The sequence below is a fragment of the Myxococcales bacterium genome (assembly GCA_016706225.1).
Classification (GTDB): Bacteria; Myxococcota_A; Polyangia; order Polyangiales; family Polyangiaceae; genus JADJKB01.
The window spans coordinates 595,975-611,646 of record JADJKB010000025.1; the positions used below are offsets into that span (position 1 = coordinate 595,975).

Annotated in this window: 16 protein-coding genes and 1 pseudogene; 11 read left to right on the forward strand and 6 right to left on the reverse strand. The window is 67.0% G+C overall.

What is annotated here, in order from left to right; genetic code table 11:
• Window positions 1–27 precede the first annotated feature (27 nt).
• On the reverse strand, window positions 28–234 hold the full coding sequence (locus IPI67_41160; GenBank protein ID MBK7586586.1) for a ribbon-helix-helix domain-containing protein: 207 nt from the start codon (window positions 232–234) through the stop codon (window positions 28–30).
• A 255-nt stretch (window positions 235–489) separates the two neighbouring features.
• Between IPI67_41160 and IPI67_41165 the strand changes: the two genes are divergently transcribed.
• The 3 genes from IPI67_41165 to IPI67_41175 are packed head-to-tail and all read left to right on the forward strand — an operon-like array spanning window position 490 to window position 3,180.
• Window positions 490–1,236 (forward strand): hypothetical protein, encoded by a 747-nt coding sequence (locus IPI67_41165; GenBank protein ID MBK7586587.1) that lies wholly within the window; start codon window positions 490–492, stop codon window positions 1,234–1,236.
• On the forward strand, window positions 1,233–1,997 hold the full coding sequence (locus tag IPI67_41170) for a hypothetical protein (protein ID MBK7586588.1): 765 nt from the start codon (window positions 1,233–1,235) through the stop codon (window positions 1,995–1,997). The genes IPI67_41165 and IPI67_41170 overlap by 4 nt, the downstream gene beginning before the upstream one ends.
• Window positions 1,998–2,001: 4 nt before the next feature.
• Window positions 2,002–3,180: a pseudouridine synthase gene (locus IPI67_41175; GenBank protein MBK7586589.1), complete on the forward strand. Its 1,179-nt coding sequence runs from the start codon at window positions 2,002–2,004 to the stop codon at window positions 3,178–3,180.
• Here the strand turns inward: IPI67_41175 and IPI67_41180 are convergent.
• The 4 genes and pseudogenes from IPI67_41180 to IPI67_41195 all read right to left on the reverse strand — a co-directional run bounded on the left by IPI67_41180 (window position 3,134) and on the right by IPI67_41195 (window position 7,487).
• Window positions 3,134–3,766, reverse strand: coding sequence for a DUF2238 domain-containing protein (locus tag IPI67_41180; GenBank protein ID MBK7586590.1), 633 nt, complete (start codon window positions 3,764–3,766; stop codon window positions 3,134–3,136). The genes IPI67_41175 and IPI67_41180 overlap by 47 nt on opposite strands.
• A 39-nt stretch (window positions 3,767–3,805) precedes the next feature.
• Complete coding sequence (locus IPI67_41185) at window positions 3,806–6,517, reverse strand: hypothetical protein (protein MBK7586591.1); 2,712 nt, start codon at window positions 6,515–6,517, stop codon at window positions 3,806–3,808.
• Between the two features lie 47 nt (window positions 6,518–6,564).
• The gene (locus IPI67_41190; protein MBK7586592.1) at window positions 6,565–7,023 is read right to left on the reverse strand and encodes a hypothetical protein; all 459 of its coding nucleotides are present in this window, start codon (window positions 7,021–7,023) and stop codon (window positions 6,565–6,567) included.
• Between the two features lie 65 nt (window positions 7,024–7,088).
• Window positions 7,089–7,487: pseudogene (locus IPI67_41195) on the reverse strand (hypothetical protein).
• Between the two features lie 90 nt (window positions 7,488–7,577).
• On the opposite strand from IPI67_41195, the gene IPI67_41200 reads away from it, so the two are divergent.
• The 6 genes from IPI67_41200 to IPI67_41225 are packed head-to-tail and all read left to right on the forward strand — an operon-like array spanning window position 7,578 to window position 12,380.
• A complete protein-coding gene (locus IPI67_41200; protein ID MBK7586593.1) occupies window positions 7,578–8,192 on the forward strand; it encodes a hypothetical protein in 615 nt (204 codons plus the stop codon).
• 47 nt (window positions 8,193–8,239) lie between these two features.
• Window positions 8,240–9,535, forward strand: a complete 1,296-nt coding sequence (locus IPI67_41205) for an aminopeptidase P N-terminal domain-containing protein (GenBank protein ID MBK7586594.1) — start codon at window positions 8,240–8,242, stop codon at window positions 9,533–9,535.
• Window positions 9,504–10,148 carry a hypothetical protein gene (locus tag IPI67_41210; GenBank protein MBK7586595.1) on the forward strand — a complete coding sequence of 215 codons (645 nt, stop codon included), beginning with the start codon at window positions 9,504–9,506 and terminating at the stop codon, window positions 10,146–10,148. Before IPI67_41205 ends, IPI67_41210 begins: the two co-directional genes overlap by 32 nt.
• On the forward strand, window positions 10,145–10,546 hold the full coding sequence (locus IPI67_41215) for a hypothetical protein (protein ID MBK7586596.1): 402 nt from the start codon (window positions 10,145–10,147) through the stop codon (window positions 10,544–10,546). The genes IPI67_41210 and IPI67_41215 overlap by 4 nt, the downstream gene beginning before the upstream one ends.
• On the forward strand, window positions 10,543–11,511 hold the full coding sequence (locus IPI67_41220; protein ID MBK7586597.1) for a hypothetical protein: 969 nt from the start codon (window positions 10,543–10,545) through the stop codon (window positions 11,509–11,511). The genes IPI67_41215 and IPI67_41220 overlap by 4 nt, the downstream gene beginning before the upstream one ends.
• The gene (locus IPI67_41225; protein MBK7586598.1) at window positions 11,508–12,380 is read left to right on the forward strand and encodes a prolipoprotein diacylglyceryl transferase; all 873 of its coding nucleotides are present in this window, start codon (window positions 11,508–11,510) and stop codon (window positions 12,378–12,380) included. Before IPI67_41220 ends, IPI67_41225 begins: the two co-directional genes overlap by 4 nt.
• On the opposite strand, the gene IPI67_41230 is transcribed toward IPI67_41225, so the two are convergent.
• Window positions 12,364–13,290: a diacylglycerol kinase family lipid kinase gene (locus tag IPI67_41230; GenBank protein MBK7586599.1), complete on the reverse strand. Its 927-nt coding sequence runs from the start codon at window positions 13,288–13,290 to the stop codon at window positions 12,364–12,366. The two genes, IPI67_41225 and IPI67_41230, sit on opposite strands and share 17 nt — an antisense overlap.
• Before the next feature lie 201 nt (window positions 13,291–13,491).
• Here IPI67_41230 and IPI67_41235 point away from each other — a divergent pair, with 201 nt between their 5' ends.
• Complete coding sequence (locus IPI67_41235) at window positions 13,492–14,349, forward strand: hypothetical protein (protein ID MBK7586600.1); 858 nt, start codon at window positions 13,492–13,494, stop codon at window positions 14,347–14,349.
• Window positions 14,350–14,608: 259 nt separating this feature from the next.
• Window positions 14,609–15,643: a rod shape-determining protein gene (locus IPI67_41240; protein MBK7586601.1), complete on the forward strand. Its 1,035-nt coding sequence runs from the start codon at window positions 14,609–14,611 to the stop codon at window positions 15,641–15,643.
• The last annotated feature ends 29 nt before the right edge of the window (window positions 15,644–15,672 follow it).

The following is a 15,672-nucleotide window of genomic DNA, read 5'->3' on the forward strand; positions in this document are numbered from 1 at the left end:
CCCGACCAGACCTTCGGCGAGTTTCCGTCAGCCCTTCTTGCCGGTCTTGCCCGCCGGCGCGTCGGCCAGTGTCATTTGCCCGGGCAAGGCGTGCTCGTAGCGTTTCAGCACGAGATCGATGCCTTCGCGAATGTACACAGCCACCGGGACTTTCGTGCGGTTGTGCAAGAGATGCAGGCGCTCGTTCTGCTCGGGCGTGATGTAGACGGTCGTTGAAATCTTCTTACGCGACATCGTGCGAGATCCGGGCGCAAGTGCCAGCCGTTACAATAGATGCCAATATGTCGGTTGTCAATCGGCCGGAGGGGCATCAATTGTCGGAATTTAAAAGAAAAAACAGCGAAATTGCGGCCTGCTGGCCGGCCATTCGCCCGTCGGAAATGCCAACCGGGATCCGGTGTCCCGGCCTCGCGGGCTGAGGTAGGATGTCGCGCTTCGTGGTGCTAAGTCGGGGGCTCGCGCTTGGTGTTTCTTGAACGGAACTCGAACATGAAAAGCATTCGGCGGGCTGGGTCCGCAATCGCGGCGCTCTGCATGCTCGCGTTTCAGTCAGGCTGTAGTCAGTCAGTACAAGCCGGGGCCAAGTCCGCCGACGGCAGTCCGCAGCGACGCGACACACGAATCGTGCACGAGGACTGCGACATCAAGTCTGCGGAGAAGCTCGACGCAAACGCGGACGGCAAGCCGGACGTGTGGATGGTCAAGAGCGGTGGGCGTGAGGTGTGCCGGGCCGTGGACCTGAACTTCGACGGAAAGATCGACGGCTACTCGTACTTCGACGGCGCGGGCCAGCTCGTGCGTCGCGAGCGTGACTACGACCGCGACGGGAAGATCGAAGAGATCTCGCTCTACAAGGGTGGCGCGCTCGTCGAGCAGCAGCGCTCCACGACCCTGGCCGACAGGCTCGACACCTGGGCGTTCTTCCAGGGTGGCAAGCTGACTCGGACCGAGCGCGACTCCGACGGCGACGCGATCGTCGATCAGTGGTGGGAGTTCACCCAGAGCAACGACAAGTGCCCGATGATCCACTCCGACGTCGATGGCGATGGCCGCCCGGATCCGGGCGCCACCATCGACTACTGCAAACAGACGGGCTACGTGCCGCCGTCGCGTGGTGGAGCGGCCACGACCAAACACACCTTCGAGCGCCCCGGTGGGCTGCCGGAGGAAATGGAAAACAAGGAAGCGCCGGACCCGTCCGGTGGCGAAACACCGAAGAAAGAGCAGAAGAAGTGAGACCGCTCCTCAGCTTCGGTGCGCTCGCCGCCTGCGCGGCGGCGGGTCTCTTCGTCGCCTGCGGCGGCAGCGAGCCACCCCGCCCGAAGAACGTCAAAGATCGCGGCAGCGCCGTCGACAAACGCGGCTCGGACGACCGTTCGCAGTGTGACTTCAAGGGTCGCAAGGATCGCGACGTCCAGGAGACGACGGGCCCGGGTGCGATCCAGCCCAACATTCGCCGCGTGTTCGCCATCATTGGCATCGGTGAAGACGCGCGTCGTGTGCTCCTGTGCCGGGAGGTCGACACCAACCTCGACGGGTTGAAGGACGTCGTGCGCGTGTACAACGACAAGGGCGAGGCCATCGCGGAGAAGGCCGACACCGACGGCGACGGCCGCGTCGACACCTGGATCCAGTTTGCCCGCGGTCGCATCGCGAAGGTGGAGCAAGATACGAGTGGCGATGGGCTACCGGACGAGATCCGGTTCTACGTCGACGGTCAGCTGAGCCGCGTGCAGCGCGACACCAACCACAACGGCAAACCCGACGTCTGGGAGATCTACGAAAAGGGTCGACTGCAGCGCATGGGTGTCGACCTCGATCACGACGGCCACGTCGATCGCTGGGACCGCGATGAAGAGGCGGCGCGAGCCGCCGAGCAGGCGGAGCGCGACGAAGAGGAGAAGCAGGCGAAGGAAGCCGCGGCGGATGCCGGGGCATCCGAGGCCGGCGCCTCGGATGCGGCCACCGACGCCCACGTGAGCGCGCGGAAGCGTTGAGCCGATGAAAACGCCTGGACCCACTCGGTCGAGGCTCGAGCGCTTGCAGAAGGTGCTGAGCCGAGCCGGCGTCGCCTCGCGTCGCAAGGCCGAGGAGCTGATCCTGGCTGGCCGAGTGCGGGTCGGGGGACGGGTCGTGACCGAGCTCGGCACGCGGGTCGACCCCGAGCACGATCGCGTCGAGCTCGATGGCAAACGGCTGATCGCCGAACAGCGCGCGTACATCGTGCTGCACAAACCCCGGGGGGTGATGTGCACCATGAGTGATCCGGAAGGGCGCCCCACGGTGGCGGAGCTCGTGCGCGGCGTCGGCGCGCGAGTCGTGCCCGTCGGCCGTCTCGACTTTCACACGAGCGGGGTGCTGCTCCTGACCAACGACGGTGATTTCGCCGCTGTGCTGGGTCACCCGAGCAAAGAAGCGCCGAAGACCTACGTCGCCAAGGTGCGCGGGGTCGTCGATGCCGATGCCCTGGCGCGACTCGGCGAGAGCATCGAGATCGACGGTCGCGCGACACGCCCCGCGTCGGTGACCCTCATTCGACTCGAGGGGGACAAGAGCTGGATCGAGGTGACGCTGCGCGAAGGCCGCAATCGGCAGGTCCGGCGTCTGGGTGACAGCGCGGGACTGCCGGTGCTGCGGCTGGTGCGCCAGAGTTTTGCGGGCGTCGACGCGGCAGGCCTTCGCCCGGGTGAGTGGCGGCACCTGACGGTGGACGAGCTGACGGAGATCAAGCGCGAGTTCGGCGTACCGAAGCGTGTGCGCGGTGTGGAGATGGTCGCCGGCGTGCACGGTAAGCTTGCGACGCGCGCTCCGACCGGAGATCGCAAACGCCAGGCCGAGGCGCAGGCGGCGCGGCGCGGCCGGGGTGACGAGTCGGAGCGGGCGAAGGGCTGGGGCGCGAACAGCTACCCCCGGGCCGACGAACGCGACCCCCGCGCGACGCGCGGCGGTGGACCCTGGCGCACGGCGGACGAACGTCGTCCCGAGCGGTCTCCGCATGCAACGGGACCCGGTTCGCGCGCGCGTGCCGGCGCGGAGCGCGATCGCGCGCGGCCTTCGACGGAGCGTTCGGCTCGCCCGACCGGAACCGGATCACGTTCGGCGCCGGAGCGGGCACGGCCCGGCGCGGCGCCCGTCAAGCGTCACAAACGCGCTTCATCGAGCGGTCGTGGGCGCGGCTGACGAAGACGAGCGCGATCACCGAGCCGACCAGGGCGAGGAACATGTCCCACTGGGCGTCCCAGACGTCGCCCTGGCTGCCGAGGAACGCTTGCCCAACGTCCGAGGCAACGAGCAGCGTGGTCCACCACTCGATCAGCTCCCAGAACGCGCCGAACGACAGGCAGATGTTGCACACGATGAACGCGAGCCACTTGCCGCGCGTGAGCGGAGAGGTGCGCAGCAAGATTTCGCGCGCGTACAGCGCGGGAAAGAACCCGAGCGCGAGATGTCCGATCCTATCGTAGTGGTTGCGTGAGAGGTGGAAGTGGTCGCGTGCCCAGTCGCCCAAGGGGGTGAGCGCGTAGGTGTAGTAGCCGCCGTAGATCAGGATGGTCAGGTGTACGAACACACAGACGTAGACCAGGTTGGACATGCGAAAGCGTCGATAGACGGCGGCGAGCGCGGCGATGCCGGCCAGCCCGGGGCCCACCTCGAGCAGCCAGCTGACTCGCCCCGCGGGCGGGCTCCAGAGCGTTGCGATGCAGAGCAGCGCTGCAGTCACCGCGAGCACCAACGGGAGACGGTGACCGGGGGTCGAGCTTTGCATGCTCGAGAGGGTACCCGTGCCGGCCGGCGTGGGCCGAGTTCAGCGCGGCTTCGTGGCCTCGGGATCGGCGAAGCTCTGGGGCAGCTTCCAGTCCTTGTCGAAGAAGCCGGCAGCGCTGACCCTGGCCTGGCCACTCAAGATGACCTCCGCGGCGGCGGGGCCGAGCGCCGCGTCGTACACGACGAAGTCGGGCAGGAGCTGCGGCAAGGACAGCGCACGCCAGATCCCGCTCGCGTCCGCGCCGGTCACGACCACCAGGTAGCGGCTCGGAGCCTCCGGGTTCGGGTAGACGAACGCTGCACCAGCGCCGGGCGCATCGAACCTCTGCTCGCCCAGCTGCACACCCTTGGCATCGAATCGGATCGGGAGTCGCGTGGCGACGCGGCGGAGCAAGACGTGGTCGGTGGCCGAGCCGACCGCGAAGACGGCGTGGCTGTCGACGGTCGCCTGGTCGAGATCGGTGTCCGGCAGCACGCGGTACGCAACGTCGGGCCCGTAGCGTCGCGAGAGCGCAATGGCGACCTCGCGATTTGCGAGCGTGGTGCGCGGATCACCGCTGCCGAAGCTGAACACGACCGGCTCGAGGTAGACGTCTCGGATCGGACCCTCGAGCCCCGCGCGCTTTGCTCGCGGCTTGTCTGCGCCGAGTTGCCAGTGGCCGCTCCGCTTCGAGAGCTCCACGGCCTGGTCCACACCCAGCTCGAGCTTCGAACCATCGATCGAGAGCTCGAGTTTTCCGGTCTTCGGCAGGCGAGGGCCGCGCTCGAGTTTGAACCCGACGATGCCGTCGGTCTTGACGACGACGAGCTCGGGCTTCGTGGCATCGACGTCGAGGCTGCCCATGTGGCTGCTGGTCTCGAGCTCGGTGATTGTCACCCAGTCGATGCGCCCGAAGCGCAGCTGATCCGTCTTCACGACGATGTGCGGGGCTGCCGCGTCGTGTCTTGCTCGTGTCAGCCACGGCACCAGTCGGGCGCCGGCGTAGGCCTTCGTCCAGACGTCGTGGCCCGTGTCGGGCCACTCGTCCGTGATGGTGTAACCGAGCTGTCTGTAGCGATCGACCAGCACGCGGGAATTCTCCAGAGGAAAGTCCCGCGTACCGTGGGCGACCCACAGCGGAAGGTTCTTGCCGCGCTCGGCCCAGCTGGCTGGTGACCAGTGGTGCATGCGCTCGTGTTCCCAGGGACGGATCGGTCGGCCCTTGGTGTCCCGACGGACAAAAAAACTGTGGTAACCGCACAGGGGTGCAGCCGCGGAGAACTGGTCCGCGTAGCGGAGGCCAAGGTGGCCCGTGCCCGTGCCGCCCATGCTCACGCCACTGAGGGAGACCCGCGTGGGATCGATGGGGTAGGTGGCGAGCGCCCACGCGACGGCGTCCATGACCTCGCGCTCACCCGGTCCGCGGTAAAACGCGTTGCCGTGTGCGTAGGGGGCGAGCACGAAGGCGTCGACGCTCGGCCCCGTACTCTTGCTGTCCAGAAACACTTCCACGATCCGCTCGGCCGTGCCGTTGAGACCGTGCAGCAGTACGACCAACGGGAAGCGCCGAGTGCCACCGGGCTCGAAGCCCGCGGGAATGTGGAGCACCGCTGGGTCCGGCTCGCCATCGACCGCAGATTTCCGTGCGAAGGACACGACTCCGGGACGGGCGAGGGGATCGGTCCCGGCGCTCAACGTCCCGAGCAAGCTGCGCAGGCGCCCGAGTGCGCCGGCTTCATTGGCGACGACCGCGCCCATCGCGAAATCGAGCGTCGCGCTCAGGCTGCGTTCGTCGAGGCTGCGCGGCTCGTGGCGGCCGAGGCGCACCCGCGCCTCGCGCGCCTGGCGCAAGACAGCGAGCAGTTCGGCGTCGACCCGTGCAGAGACGGTGCGCTTCACACTGCCCACGCTCACGTCGACCGACAGCGATCCGGTGGACTTTTCCTGCTCAGCGTCCAGCTTCGGCAAGCTGGCCTCGAACGGCGGAACACCGCGGGGCCCGAGGGGCAGCTGCCCCAGCGCGAGCTCGACGGAGCGCTTGGCGTGGAGGACCCGAGCCTGCACGTTGAGCGGTGCAGCGATTGGCGCGCCGCGGCGGTACTCCAGGCCGAGACGGGGCCTGAGCGCGGCGGCGCTGACGCCAGCGTCGAGGCTCACCGTCAACATGTCGCTCGCCAGCCGGCGCTCGTCCTCCGGCGTGGTGCCGGGAAGGAGCAATCGCGCGCCGCGAGGTGGCAGCAGGTCGCGGGCATCGAGCAGGCGAACCTCGACGGCCCACCAGGCGCCCGGGTGCTCGAGGGCCAGGACCACGCTGTGTTTGCCCGGGTCGAGCCGGAGTGGGATGGCGTCCACTGCGCTGCCCCTGAGCGAGCGCGAGTTCCGCTCGAACAGCGCCTTGCCATCGACCGAGACACGGAACGCACCATCCACAGACGCGAGCAGCCAGCCATCGAGTGCGGCTTCGAGCACGAGGCTGCCGGCCAGCAGTGCTGCCGCGCCGGATTTCCTCCCCGTGCCCAGGCTCTTGTCGAGATCGAGGGCCCCGTCTCTCACAGCGAGCACCCGGAACGCGGGCGCGCCGCTGGCGCTCTTGTCTGCATACGCGCGGAGCTCACTCTCGGCGAGCTTCCACGCGAGGTCCTTCTTCAGCGGACCGGCCAAGAGCCACGCGCCGAGCTGACCGTCAGCTGCCGGCGTGATCGCCACCTCCGAACGGGCGGTGGTCGCGCCAGCTAGAACGGCCAGCCCGAAGGCGAGCGCCACGACTGTCATGCGACGGGCTCGGCCCGAACCGTCCGGGCCTCGAGCCGTCGCCAGGCTCACGCGCTCTGTCCGTGTGCCAGCATGCGCGCGCCATCGCGGAACATGATGCTGACCTTTCCGCCGTCGAGCACCTCGGCCACGAAACCCTCGCCGAACTTCTTGTGAGTCACGAGCTCACCCGGCGAGTAGATCTTGTCGATGGAGTAGCGGGTGAAAGCGTCCACCGCTTGGCCTGCGATGCGCTTTTCCCAGCTGTTGACGCGCTCCGCTTCGGCTTTGGCCTTTTCGGTCACGCGTTGTGCGACCGAGCCCTTGCGCGGGGCGGTGCTTCCTGTCTTTTTTACCACTCGAGTCCGTTCTGACTGCGGCGCACGGTAGTTGTGCTGCGAGCCGCAGGTCTGGCAGATGACCCGTTTGGGTCGTCCTTCCAACATGGCGATGATGCGGTGGCCAAGGTCCATGCGGCACTTGGTGCACCAAGAATCGATTTCACTTCCAGCTGTCAGCGCATTCACGCGGAATCCTCCTCCGCTCCCTCTGGGTCTGTATGTGGCGCGGGCGGCTCCGAGCGCGCCTCTCGTTTCACTTTGACTTTGGACCGAACCTCGGGTTTCGGCATGCCGAGGCGCTCGTCGTTGGGGATGAAACGTACCTCCGTCTTGATCTCGAATGACAGCATCGTGAGCACCTTGGCCATCTCCTCCGAGAAGTTGGTGTGCTCCAAGAAATCTCGGATCTCCTTGGCGACGACCCGGTAGAGCCCGTTCTTGGTCTCGTCGATCTGCGTGAGCAGGAGGGCAAGTACCTCCTTCGGCAGCTTCATGTCTCGCACGAACTCCCGGACGTTCTCCGGACCTTCGCTCAGCTTCACGTAGCCCGCCTCGACGATGCGCTTGATCAGCTCGGGCAACAGTCGCTCGAGGCGCCGCCGCTCGCGCTCTTTCTCTTCGGGCGGGTCGTCGCCGTCCGGAGGGGGCATGTCGCTGTGGGCCACGGCGCCGGGTTAGCCTGGCGCACTGCGTCAGTCAATCGTTTGGGCGAGTCGCGCCGATCGGCTATGTGCGAGGTGATGCGCCAGCCGCTGATTTGTCTGGGACTGGGGCTGTTGCTCGCAGGGTGCCGGGCGCCGTCCACCGATCCCGCCGCGACGAGCGCCAGCGCCCCGGCGAGTGCAGCGGCGGCAGCGCCGCCGGCCGCGAGTGAAAAGGGCGAGCCCGCTGTGGTGGAGTCCGCGCCTCCACTGCCGTCGGACGCGGGATCACCAGCGCCGGTGGGCGGGAACTGGCTCAAGTGTTACGCCAACTTCCAACCGCGGACGCAGCCGGATACCGACGTGCTGCGGCTCGGGCTGATGTGCGGGCCGTCGAACGGCATGCGCAAGGCGACCGAGAGCCGAGGCTCCGAGCTGAGCGCAGCCGGCAAGCAGCGGGAGCACCGCTTCAAGGCCGAGGCCGGCGAGTGTTATCGGATTTTTGCGGTCGCCGAACCCAGTGTCGAGGATCTCGACGTCGAGGTGTTTGCCCCGAGCGGAGCAAAGATCGCATTCGACACCAGCGACGATCGCTGGCCGATCGTCAAGCCGGACGGCCCGTTTTGTGTGTTCGAGGCCGGGGAGTATCGCAGCGTCGTTCGAGCCCAGCGCGGGCATGGACGCTACGCGATCGAGATCTGGCGTCTGCACTGACTCGACGGGCACTCCCGCCCCGGCCATCCCCGGACTAGGATATCGGAATGATGAGCCCCTTTGGCGAGCGCCGGCGGCGCGTGCTCGACGCGCTTGGTTCGGCGGTCCTCCTCCTCCCCGCGGCGCCGCTTGCGATTCGCAACAACGACGTGGAGCACGAATACCGGCAGGACTCGGACTTCTTTTACCTGACCGGTTTCGACGAGCCCGAGAGTGTATTTTGCCTCCGCGGCGGCAAGGACGCGCCGATGACCTTGTTCGTGCGTCCGCGGGATCCCGAGCGCGAGGTGTGGGACGGCCCGCGCGCCGGCGTCGAGGGCGCGGTGAGAGATCTGGGCGCCGACGTGGCCCATCCGATCGCGGAGCTGGCTCAGAAGCTGCCCGAGCTGCTCGAGAACAGCGAGCGGCTGTACTACCGGCTCGGTCTCGAGCGGAGCTTCGACGAAGTGGTACTGTCGGCCATCGATCGCGTGCGCGCCCGGGCCAAGCTCGGTGTCTCGTGGCCCGTAGAGATCGTGGACCCGGCGACAATCATCCACGAGCTGCGTCGGGTGAAGGCCCGCGACGAGCTCAGCCTCATGCGTCGCGCGGCGGAGATCACCCGTGACGCGCACCTGGCGGCGATGGCCAAGGCCAAGCCCGGCGTGTACGAGTACGAGGTCGAAGCGGAGATCTCGGCGGTGTTCCGGCGGCACGGCTCGGAGCGACCTGCGTACGGGTCCATCGTCGGCTCGGGGCCCAACGCCACCGTGCTGCACTATCGCAAGAACGATCGCAAGATGGTGGCTGGCGATCTGTTGCTGGTCGATGCCGGCTGTGAATACGGCTACTACGCCTCCGATGTCACCCGCACCTTCCCGATCGCGGGAAAGTTCAGCGCTCCGCAGCGGGCCATCTACGAGCTCGTGCTGGAGGCGCAGCGCGCCAGCATCGATGCCACCCGACCCGGCGCGACGCTGGAGCAGATCCACGATGCCAGCGTTCAGGTCATCGCGCGGGGCTTGGTCCAGCTCGGGCTGCTCGAGGGGCCGCTGGAGCAGGTGCTCGAAAAGCAGACTTACAAGAAGTTCTTCATGCACCGGACCAGCCACTACCTGGGCATGGACGTACACGATGTCGGCCGCTACTTCGTCGCCGGCAAGGCACGCCCACTCGACACGGGTGTGGTGATCACGGTAGAGCCGGGCATCTACGTAGCCGAAAATGCGGAAGGCGTACCCGAACAGTATCGCGGCATCGGCGTCCGCATCGAGGACGACGTCTTGGTCTCGAGTGAAGGCCCGAGCGTACTCACGTCCGACGTCCCGCGCAGTGTCGACGACGTCGAACGTGCGTGTGCCTGAGCCGAACGTCCGCCGCGCGCTGTTGCTGGCGGTCGCATGTTCGATCACCTGCGGCGTGGCGGGCGCCGAAGACGCTCGCAAAGAAGAGCCATCGGCGGCCCTCGCGCCGGTGGACGGCAGCTACCTGCACCTGATGGGCGCGCTCTCGCTCGGGCGAGGGCTGCGCTTCAACAATCCGTACCGCCTGGCCACGCCGCTCGGCGATGACGCCGAATCCCTCTCGCTCACCGCGACCTATCTGGACGCCGCCGGCAGCGTGGCGTTCGGACCACCGGACGGTTTTCAGCACGGCGCGAGCGTGCACTTTTCCGCCGCGCTCCAGGGCGTACCGCAGGAGGTATTGACCCCGTCCTACTTGCTGATCCAGCGCTTGCCGCCGCGCTTCTGGCTGTTCGGCCGCGCAGGCCTCCCCATCGTGCTGACGCCGGACCCGAACCTGGGATACGAGCTGGCAGCGGGTGGAGTATTTCTGGTGAGCGCGGGGCTCGGGGTGACGGCGGAGCTGATCGGTGACGTATTCTATGGCGCAGCGACCCAAGATCAGGCGCTGACGGTGATCCCCATCTTATCCTTCCAGCTTGGCGCAGTAATCGACTTCGAGGTGCTGCCGTGAGGCCCGCAGATCCACGTCCGACCAGCTGGGAGAAGCTCGGCGTCGCCGCGCTCTTGCTCGTCTTCTGCATCGCCCCCACGCCGGGCGACATCGGCGGCTGCGGGCAGAGCCCCGAGCTTTTGTCTCCCACGACCTTCTTCGGCAACAAGAAATTGATCGATTGTTCCCGCTGCGACGAGTGCGGGTTCGCGACAGATAGCTGCACCAACGCATGTGATGACGAGTTCCCCGTCGCCACCGCGTTTCCCAAGGACTGCTTCCCGCTGGTTCACGACGGCGAGGTCTGTTTGCGCGCGCTCCGCTACGCCGCCTGCGGCGACTACGAGACCTACGTCGATGACGTCGCCCCCAGCGCGCCGAGCGAGTGTAATTTTTGCCCTCCGGACAAAGGACCATGAGGCGCTCGCTCGTGCTTCTGGCAGGGCTCTCGCTCGGCTGCGGTGCGGCGTCCGAGGCGTTGACCGCCGATCCGGTCGACTACGACAAGTTCCGGCGCACCCGCACCGCCGAGACCAGCGAGGCGCGCCTCCGGGCGAGCTTCGAGTACCTGGAGCAGGTGCCCGACGGCCGCTGGCGTGATCAGGTGAAGAGCTGGTTCGACCGGGCCGAGCCGCTCTATTACGAGCGCGCCCGCGATTCGGTCCCCGCGCTCGAGCGTTATCTCGGCACGCTGCCCGACGGTCCCCACGGCAAGCTCGCAGCCGAGCGGATCAACGAGCTTCGCTCGAGCCGCCGCGCCACGCGCCAGCGCGACGCCGAGGTGCTCGAGGACGCGCTTGGAGTCGAACAGCGGCTCGCCGATGCCGACCAGTCGAGGAAGGTGGCCGTCCGAGCCATCGCCGAGTGGAGCGCCAGCCTGTCTGGCGTCACGAGCTTTGGAAAGCCCACCAGCGAGCTGCACCACGAGCTGATCCACCATTATCGGGTCGAGGCGCCCGCGGCGCGCTGCGCCGACGAGCGCTGCCTGAAGAGCGTGATCTTGTCGTATTCCATCCCCGAATCGCGGCGCCTTGCTACCCGCAAGATGGTGTTCGACGTCGAGCTCGTGCTCTATCGCGGCACGGTCGTGAAGGCTCGGCTCGCGGGTCCGGAGCTCTGGAATCGCTTGTACGAAGCATCGGAACGTGTCCCAGTTCGCCCCGACGATGCCCAGGCCCGAACCTACGCCATCGCCCGTGCCGTTCAGATCGTCGAATCGGCGCTGGGCACGAGTTATGCGCCGAACGAATGCCAGCGTGAGGCGGTGAGCCCGGTGGTGCTTGCCCGCGAGTGCCGCGGTGTGCGCGTGCAAATGCTGGCCGCCCCCACGCCCGACGTCGATGACGAGCTGGTGGTCGAACCCATCCCGAGGACTGTTCCATGATCGGCGAGCCGCGCATCCCCTTCATTCAGCTGCCCGATTTCGAGCTGATCCCGCAGGGTTTTTTCGGAGGTACTTTTCCGCCGGCGCCGTTCTCGTTCAAACCCTTCGGCACGCTGGTCGCCATCGGGGTGTACGTCGCCTCCTACCTGATGATCAAACACGGCAAGCGCCGCGGGCTCGACGACAAGAAGCTCATGAGCTTCATGATGTGGTGCGGTGGCATCGGATTTCTCGGCGGTCACGTCTTCGACACCATCTTCTATTTCCCGGAGCGGATCATGGCCGACCCGCTCTCGCTGATCCGGCTCTGGGAAGGGCTCAGCAGCTTCGGCGGGTTTGCCGGCGCGACCATCGGCCTCGTGGTGTGGAAGGTCATCCACAAACAGAAGGCGCTCCACTATGCGGACGTCGTTGCCAGCTGTTTTCCGGTCGGCTGGTGGTTCGGGCGTCTGGGTTGCAGCGTCGCGCACGATCACCCCGGGATCGCGAGCAACCTGTGGCTCGCGGTGCGTTACCCGGATGGTGGACGCCTCGACCTGGGCCTGATCGAAATGGTGCTCACGGTCCCGCTCGCCCTCGGCTTCCTGTACCTGCAGAGAAAACCGCGCCCCTGGGGGTTCTACCTGGGGAGCATGTGTGTGGCCTACTCGCCAATCCGCTTCGGTCTGGACTTCCTGCGGATCCGCCAGGGAGTGACGGCGGACGCGCGCTATTTCGGGCTCACGCCCGCGCAGTGGGGGGCGTTTCTGTTGTTCACCGCCGGCGCCGTCGTGCTCTGGCGCGCCCTCAGGACTCCGCTTCGGCCGCCTGACCCAGCGCCCTCCGAGGCGGAGCCGGAAGCGCCCGAGGCGGTCACGCCCGAATCGTGAGTGCGCCCTTGGCGATGTTCGCGCTGAGTGCGAGCCGCCCCGGCGTCTCTCCGTCCATGTCGATGAGCACCGGGCTCCTGCTGCGGAGCGGTTCCGCTTCGACCCGCGCACCGCGGATGAAGTGAACCTTGTTTCGGCCCAGGTGTTTGCCCTGGTAGATCGCGGACGACAGCCCCAGGGTCTCGAGCGGATTCAGGTCGCCGAGCACCACGACATCGAACAGGCCGTCGGAGGGGTCGGCATCCGGCGCGATCTGCATGCCGCCGCCGAAGAAGCGCCCGTTCGCGATGGCGACGTTGAAGATCGGCCCTTCGTGGAACGGCTCGCCGTCCACGAGCACGCGTACCGGCGCATTTCGATACGCGACCATCGCCCGCAGTGTCCCGGTGTAGAACGCCGCGCGGCCGCCCATCCACTTGGGCGTGTTGTTGACGATGCGGTCGGTCAGGCCGCCGATGCCAAAGCTCGTGATGTTCAAGAACGCACGCACGACGGGCGCACCATCGTCGGCGATCAGATGCAGCACGCCCAGGTCGAGGGGGCGCGGCGCTGCATCACGAATTCTTTGGACCGCCTCGGCCACGCCATCGGTCAGCCCGAAGGTCTTCCGAAAGTCGCCGCCGGTCCCAGCGGGGACGAGCGCGAGCTCCGGACCCGGGACGGGGTTGCCCTCCCGGTCGATGTAGGCCTGGCTGACCTCGTTGATTGTTCCGTCGCCACCCACGACGGCGACGCAGGTCACACCCTCCATTCGAGCCTGGTCGAGCAGCCTCCGGGCATCGCCCGGCCCTCGGGTCTCCCGCACATCGTGCGGCAGGTCGGCCTGGTCCAGTGCGCGGGAAATCTCCGGGATCTTGCGGGAAGCGACCCCCGCGCCGGCTTTCGGGTTGACGAGGACTCGGAGCTTCACGGGTCGCCAGAGCTATAACCCAGCTGGGCGCCGGGGTGTCGGCCTTCCGCTGCCCTGCGGTGCGGCCCGTTGTCTCGAACGCGCGATTGGGCAAGTCGTGACTTGAACCTGCGACTAGCGGACGATATCGTGCCCCCAGCTCGTCGAACGGTGTCTGTTCGAGGGGAACTCCTAGAAAGGGCTGAACGAGGATCGCGAAGCATGTCGACCGAGGATGAGCGCAAGCTCTTTATTGCGGGCTTGCCGGATTCCATGACCGAGGACGTGCTGCGGCAGCTCTTCGAGGCGACCGGTGGAACGGTCGTCAACGTGACGCTGCCAAAGCACCGTGACACCGGACGCCCAAGGGGCTTCGGGTTCGTCACCCTCGCGACGTCCGAACAAGCAGCCGCCGCGCGCGACCAGCTCGATGGGTCGCTGCAGGAGGGCCGCTCCATATCCGTGCGTCCATTCCAGTCGGAGCCGCCGCGGCGTGATGCCACCAGCGTCGCGCCTGGGCCGGCCAGCGGAAACACCGGAGATCGCACGCTGTACGTGGGGAATCTCCCTTACGACGCCGCGCAGACCGATCTCGAGACGGTGTTCAACGAAGTCGGCGTCACGCCCGTTGTGCGCATTCACCTGCCGGTTGGGCCGGATGGACGGATGCGCGGTTTTGGCTTCGTCACCATGGGCAGCGCCGAGGCTGCGAACGCGGCCATCACTGCGCTGCGCGGTGTGGAGATGAAAGGCCGCGCGTTGATGGTGAACATCGCTCATCCGCGCGGCGACCGGCCGCCGGGCGCGCCCGGCGGCGACCGGCCGAGCTATGGCGGCGGCGGATACGGCGGCGGCCCGCCGCGCAGCGGACCGCCAAGCGGCGGAGGTGGCTACCCTGACTTCGCGCCAGGTCCCCCACCGGAGCTCGGCAGGGGCGGGGGCGAACGTCGGGCAGGCCCTCCCCCCGGGCCCGCTACCGACTGGGACAAGAAGAAAAAGAAGAAGGGTAAGCTCGATCAGGGCGGCGCCAAGAAGGGCCGCGAAAACAAGAAGGACTGGAAAGACTGGGACGACGACTGAGGTCGTTCCGGGCCTCGCCACCCCTTCTGCCGGCCAAACCCTGGTCTCATGCCTCGACTCCGGTCCGGTCAACGAGGCCCCGGACGTTGCGGTTCGCCGCAAAAACCAGGCCGTCGAGTGTGCCGGCCGGCGGGCCGTCGCTTCAATCATGGGCGATTGCACCGCGAGTTCCGACCGTGCTACGTACGGTGCCCCGATTCCCCTCGTGTAGGGAGGTCCGGGTGGGACATTCCCGTCCGCGTCCTCCCGAGAGAAACCGATGATTTTCGACTGGCTCTACGGCCTGTTCTCGAACGACCTCGCCATCGATCTGGGGACGGCGACGACGCTCATCTACGTGAAGGGTAAAGGCATCGTCAGCTGTGAGCCCAGCGTCGTTGCGGTGCAGAGGGACGCCCGGGGTGACAAGAAGGTCCTGGCTGTCGGCCGCGAGGCCAAAGAGATGCTCGGCCGCACTCCAGGGAACATTCAGGCCATCCGGCCGCTCCGCGATGGTGTCATCGCGGACTTCGAGATCACCGAGGCGATGTTGCGATATTTCATCGCTCGGGCCCACAACCGCCGGACGCTGGTCAAACCCCGCATCATCATCTGTGTGCCCTTCGGCATCACCGAGGTCGAGAAGCGGGCCGTCAAGGAGAGCGCCGAGAGTGCCGGCGCCCGCGAGGTGTATCTGATCGAAGAGCCGATGGCCGCTGCGATCGGCGCCGGCCTGCCCATCACCGAGCCGAGCGGCAACATGGTCGTGGACATCGGCGGCGGCACCACCGAGGTCGCGGTGATCTCCCTCGCGGGCATCGTCTACTCCCAAAGTGTGCGCGTCGGCGGCGACAAGATGGACGAGGCGATCGTCGCGTACATGAAGCGGAAGTACAACCTCGCGATCGGTGAGCAGTCCGCCGAACGCATCAAGATCACCATCGGCAACGCCTACCCGCTCGACCAGCAGCTCACCATGGAGGTGAAGGGTCGAGACATGGTGGCGGGTATCCCCAAGACGGTGGTCGTGAACTCCGACGAGATCCGCGAGGCACTGGCCGAGCCCATCAACGCCATCGTCGAGGCCGTGCTCGTTGCCCTCGAGCGAACGCCGCCGGAGCTGGCCGCGGACATCGTCGACAAGGGTGTGGTGCTGACCGGCGGCGGGGCGCTGCTCAAGAACATCGACGTACTATTGCGCGACGAAACCGGGCTTCCCGTGATGGTGGCCGACGATCCAATCAGCGCCGTCGTGCTCGGCAGCGGCAAGACCCTCGATCACATCGAGCTGTTGAAAGAAGTGACGATCGGTTGATCGTCACGAGCCGTATTCGCAGCTCGAGG